Origin of the sequence: Helicobacter sp. MIT 00-7814, assembly GCF_003364115.1 — a bacterium.
In the GTDB taxonomy this organism is placed as follows: domain Bacteria; phylum Campylobacterota; class Campylobacteria; order Campylobacterales; family Helicobacteraceae; genus Helicobacter_F.
In genome coordinates this window covers 1-594 of the sequence record NZ_NXLL01000078.1, presented here as the reverse complement: position 1 = coordinate 594, position 594 = coordinate 1, and the positions used below count along the sequence as shown (strand labels likewise).

Here is a 594-nt window from a genome sequence, read left to right as displayed (position 1 = left end):
TGGATTTTATCTTGTGCCTCTTTTAGGGCTTGTTCCTTATGCTTTAGGGCTAGCTCTAGGGGTGAGGGTTGATTTATTTTTGCGGGTGTGGTAGAATTAGTGTTATTAAGGTTGGCTAGAGGCTCTCTAGCTGTAAAAGTGTCGTGGTAGGAAGTCTCGCCACTTTCCTTAATGCTTTTATATGCTGTTATTATCCATCTATTTTCGCCTTGATTGTTCCAACCTTTGGATAATCCTAATCTAAAACTAAGTCCATTTTTATTTAAAACAATACTTTCTACGCCATTGACATTTATTAATCTACCATTTTCGACAATCTCACTCATACCATTTGCTAGCTTTTCCTCTGGTGTATCGCCTACAAATGCTTTAAAATCATCTAAATGTTTGGCATAAATTTTAGATAGCCCGATTCCTTGTTTGGTTTGTGGGTTGTATTCTCCCCATACTAATGCCAAATCTAGCCCATCTTTTTCATATGCGCCTGCGACTTGCCCTTGTTTTTCACTCAATAGCTTTTTAATAGCACCTTTGCCATCGTGGTAAAACTCCGCGTAATTTGTGCCAAATTCTGCGATTATGTCGTTTTCGTTT

At 38.2% G+C, this 594-nt stretch carries 1 pseudogene; it reads right to left on the bottom strand.

Annotated elements, in window-relative coordinates:
* A pseudogene (locus CQA49_RS10240) lies at positions 1-594 on the bottom strand (hypothetical protein); the annotation flags it as partial.